This is a genomic window from Streptomyces sp. NPDC089915 (assembly GCF_040684675.1).
Classification (GTDB): Bacteria; Actinomycetota; Actinomycetes; order Streptomycetales; family Streptomycetaceae; genus Streptomyces.
In genome coordinates this window covers 1-3,877 of sequence record NZ_JBFBGN010000258.1, presented here as the reverse complement: position 1 = coordinate 3,877, position 3,877 = coordinate 1, and the positions used below count along the sequence as shown (strand labels likewise).

3 protein-coding genes are annotated in these 3,877 nt (G+C 74.4%); 1 reads left to right on the top strand and 2 read right to left on the bottom strand.

Annotated features, from left to right (window positions below):
* Positions 1-49: 49 nt before the first annotated feature.
* Both AB0O29_RS34455 and AB0O29_RS34450 read right to left on the bottom strand, forming a co-directional pair.
* Positions 50-1,549, bottom strand: coding sequence for a M1 family metallopeptidase (locus AB0O29_RS34455; RefSeq protein ID WP_365159945.1), 1,500 nt, complete (start codon positions 1,547-1,549; stop codon positions 50-52).
* A 277-nt stretch (positions 1,550-1,826) separates the two neighbouring features.
* Positions 1,827-2,459: a LysE family translocator gene (locus AB0O29_RS34450; RefSeq protein ID WP_365159942.1), complete on the bottom strand. Its 633-nt coding sequence runs from the start codon at positions 2,457-2,459 to the stop codon at positions 1,827-1,829.
* 54 nt (positions 2,460-2,513) lie between these two features.
* On the opposite strand from AB0O29_RS34450, the gene AB0O29_RS34445 reads away from it, so the two are divergent.
* Positions 2,514-3,877, top strand: a 1,364-nt coding sequence (locus tag AB0O29_RS34445) for a PLP-dependent aminotransferase family protein (RefSeq protein WP_365159939.1), incomplete at its 3' end; no start/stop codon positions are given.

Genomic DNA, 3,877 nt, shown 5'->3' with positions numbered 1-3,877 from the left:
GCCGCGCCGGGACCCCTCAGCGGCCGGCCGGGCGGGCCCGCGGCGTGGATCAGTGCTCGTGGACGGTGTTCGTCGCCTGGATCTTCTTCCAGGACTTCGGCTCCGCCGCCGGCTTCGACGGGGCCAGCGAGCGGGCGCCCGGCTTGGCGGCGGGGGCGCCGAAGGACGGCTTGCCCGGGGTGTACAGCCAGGTCTCGAAGAGCTGGGCGAGCGGCTTGTTCGAGACCTTCTCCGCGTAGCGGACGAAGTCCCCGACCTTCGCGTTGCCGTAGGCGCGCTCGGTCGGCCAGCCCTTGAGGATCTGGAAGAACTTCTCGTCGCCGACCTCGTTGCGCAGCGCCTGGATCGCGATCGCGCCCCGGTCGTACACCGCCCCGTGGAACTGGTTCTCCGCACCCGGGTCACCCGGCTTGACCTGCCAGAACGGGTCCTCGGCCGGACGGTTGTCGTACGTCCACTGGGCGAGCTCCTGCGCGGTGCCCTCGCCCTCCTTCTCCGACCACAGCCACTGGGCGTAGCGGGCGAAGCCCTCGTTGACCCAGATGTCCTTCCAGTTGTCCACGGACACGCTGTCGCCGTACCACTGGTGCGCCAGCTCGTGCACGACGACCGAGACGTTCGCGCCGTTCGCGAACTGGCGCGGGCTGTAGAACGGCCGGGTCTGGGTCTCCAGCGCGAAGCCGGAGGGCACGTTCGGGACGTAGCCGCCGAGCGCGTTGAAGGGGTAGGGGCCGAAGACCGACTCCAGCCACTCCGCGACCTCGCCGGTCCGCTCGACGCTCGCCTTCGCCGCGCCGGCGTTGTCGCCCAGGTCCTTGCTGTAGGCGTTGAGGATCGGCAGGCCGCTCGCCGTCTTGTCGGTGGTGATGTCGAACTTGCCGATGGCGAGGGTGGCCAGGTAGGTGGCCTGCGGCTTGTTGGAGCGCCAGTTGTAGCGGGTCCAGCCGAGGCGGGAGGTCTGCGACTGGAGCACGCCGTTGCTGATGGCCTGGGTGCCGTCCGGGACGTTGACCGAGATGTCGAAGGTGGCCTTGTCGAGCGGGTGGTCGTTGCTCGGGAACCACCAGACCGCCGAGTCGGGCTCCTGCGCGGCGACGCCGCCGTCCGGGGTGCGCTGCCAGGCAGACCAGCCGTCGATCTTGAACTCCGAGGGCTTTCCGGCGTACTTGACGACGACGGTGGCCTGCTTGCCCTTCGCCAGCGGCTGCGCGGGGGTGACCTCCAGCTCGTGCGCGCCCGAAGTGGCGAACTTGGCCTTGGCCCCGTTGACCCGGATCTCGCTCACCTTGAGGCCGAAGTCCAGGTTGAACCGGGACAGGTCCTGCTTGGCGGTGGTCAGGAGGGTGGCCGTGCCCTCCAGCAGGTCCGTCTTCGGCTGGTACTGCAGGCGCAGGTCGTAGTGGGAGACGTCGTAGCCGCCGTTCCCGCTCTCCGGGTAGTAGGCGTCGCCGATCCCGGGCGCGCCCTGTACGGAGCTGGCCGCCGACGCCGGGATCACCAGCAGGAGGGAGACGGCCAGGACGCTCGGGGCGATCACTTTGCGGTACACGAAGAGCTCCAAGGGGTAGGGGAGACAGATCGGTTCGACGTTCGGCGTGGGTCGTCCGTCGTACGTCGTTCGACCGTATTCACCCGTGGCGGCTCAGGTCATGTCCATGGCCCCTGCTGTCACACGATCGCCATTCGGCCGTCATGATCATGGCCCCGCGGGGTGCGCCGTCCGGGGGAAGGAGGGACGGGGGAGTCCGTTCTGGGGCTTTCCCACACCCGTGGACAGGGGCGCAGGTTGACGCGAAATGCGCCCGACGCACCACCGGCCGCCGCGCTCACGGGCCGCCCGGCAGGAGGGCCGCTGCGGCCAGTGCCAGGTACACCCCGCCGACCGCCCAGTGCTGCCGGGCCAGCGCGCGCGGGCTGCGGCGCAGCAGCCGGCTGACGATCCCGCCCGTGCAGGCGTAGCCGACGTCGAGGAGGGCGCCCAGGACGAGGAACACCGCGCCCAGCAGCCGCATCCGCCCCTGCGGGTCGGCCGCGCCGGGTTCGGTGAACTGCGGGAGGAACGCCAGGAAGAACAGGGTCACCTTGGGGTTGAGCAGGTTGACGGTGAAGCCCTCCCGCCAGGCGCGGCCCAGCCGGACGGGGGCCGCGGCCCCCTCCCCGGCGGGCAGGGCGGACGGCCCGCCGCGCAGCGCCCGTACGCCCAGGTAGAGGAGGTAGGCGGCGCCCGCGTACCGCAGGGCGAGGAAGGCGGCGGGGGAGCCGGTCACCAGCCGGGCGACGCCCGACACGGCGACCGCGAGGTGCACGACGGTGGCGCACTCCACCCCGGCCGCCGTGGCGAGGCCCGCCCGGCGGCCCTGGGCGGCGGCGCGCGTCACGATCAGGATCAGGTTGGGGCCGGGCAGCAGGATCAGGGCCGCGGAGGCGGCGAGGAAGCCGAGGAGGGTGCCGGTGGTCATGCGTCTAGGCTGGCCGGAAGGGGACGCCCGGGACCCGGGCCAATGGAGGCACAAGTGGACCGCTGCGCCGCGCGCGCCTGGACGCCGGACGGGCTGGACGGCGTACTCGCGGGCTGGACCGACGGCCCCGGACCGCTGTACCGCAGGCTCGCCGGGGCACTGGCCGGGGCCGTCCGCACGGGCGACCTCGCGCCCGGGGACCGGCTGCCGGCCGAGCGGCCGCTGGCCGCCGCGCTGGGCGTCAGCCGGGCCACCGTGGCCGACGCCTACGACGCCCTGCGGGGCGCGGGCACGGTCGTGAGCCGCCGGGGGAGCGGGACCCGGGTCGCCGGACTGCCCCGGGCGGAGCTGCGGCCGGCCGACGGACGGGTCCCCGGGGGGACCGGAGCCGCGCTGGTGCAGCGGCTCGTGGACGGGCCGGCGGACACGATTTCCCTCTCGGTGGCGGCGCAGGGCGCGGCCCCGGAGGTGCGCCGGGCCCTGGCCGGGCTGCTGGAGGACGGGCTGGACGGGTTGCTCGCCGGACCCGGCTACCACCCGGGCGGGCTCCCCGGGCTGCGGGCGGCGATCGCCGACCGGTACACCGCGCAGGGGCTGCGCACCTCGCCCGGTCAGGTCCTGGTCACCACCGGGGCCACGCAGGCGCTGGCACTGGTGGCCCAGCTGTACGTACGGCGGGGGTCGCCGGTGGTGGTGGAGACCCCGAGCTGGCCGGGCTGCCTCGACGCGCTGCTGGCCGCCGGGGCGCGGCCGCGACGGGTGCCGCTGGACGGGGACGGGGTGCGGGTGGCCGGCTTCCGGGCGGCGCTGCCGGGGGCGGCGCTGGCCCATGTGACGCCGACCTACCACAACCCCACCGGGGTGCTGATGTCCGCCGGGCGGCGCGAGCGGATCGCCGCGCTGTGCACCGCGGAGGGGGTGCCGCTGGTGGAGGACCTGGCGTACGACACCCGGCTGTGGGACGCGGAGCCCGAGCCGGGGCCCGTGGCGGCGTACGCCCCCGCCGGGGCGGAGGTGCTGAGCGTCGGCTCGCTGGCCAAGGCGGTGTGGGGCGGGCTGCGGATCGGGTGGGTGCGGGGGCCGGCGCCGGTCGTGGAGCGGCTGGCCCGGCTCAAGGCCCTGGCGGACCTGGGGAGTCCGCTGCTGGACCAGGCCCTCGCCGAGCGGCTGCTGCCGGAGGTGGAGGGGGTGCGGGCGGCTCGCTCGGCCGTCCTGCGCGAACGGCTCGCGCTGCTGGAGTCCCTGCTGCGGGCGGAGCTTCCGGGAGAGGCGGGCCGCGTGCTGCCCCTCCCTCAGGAACTCCGTGTACGCCTCCTGGGTTCCCGGGCAGTACTACCCGAAGGTCTTCGGCGGCGGCCTGCCCGGACCGATCTGGAAGGACGCGGTCTCGGGCGCGCTGTCCGGACGCGAGGCCCCGG

Coding starts and splice junctions, on each gene's coding strand:
- AB0O29_RS34450 (WP_365159942.1), bottom strand. CDS start 2,459: ATGACCACCGGCACCCTCCTCGGCTTCCTCGCCGCCTCCGCGGCCCTG.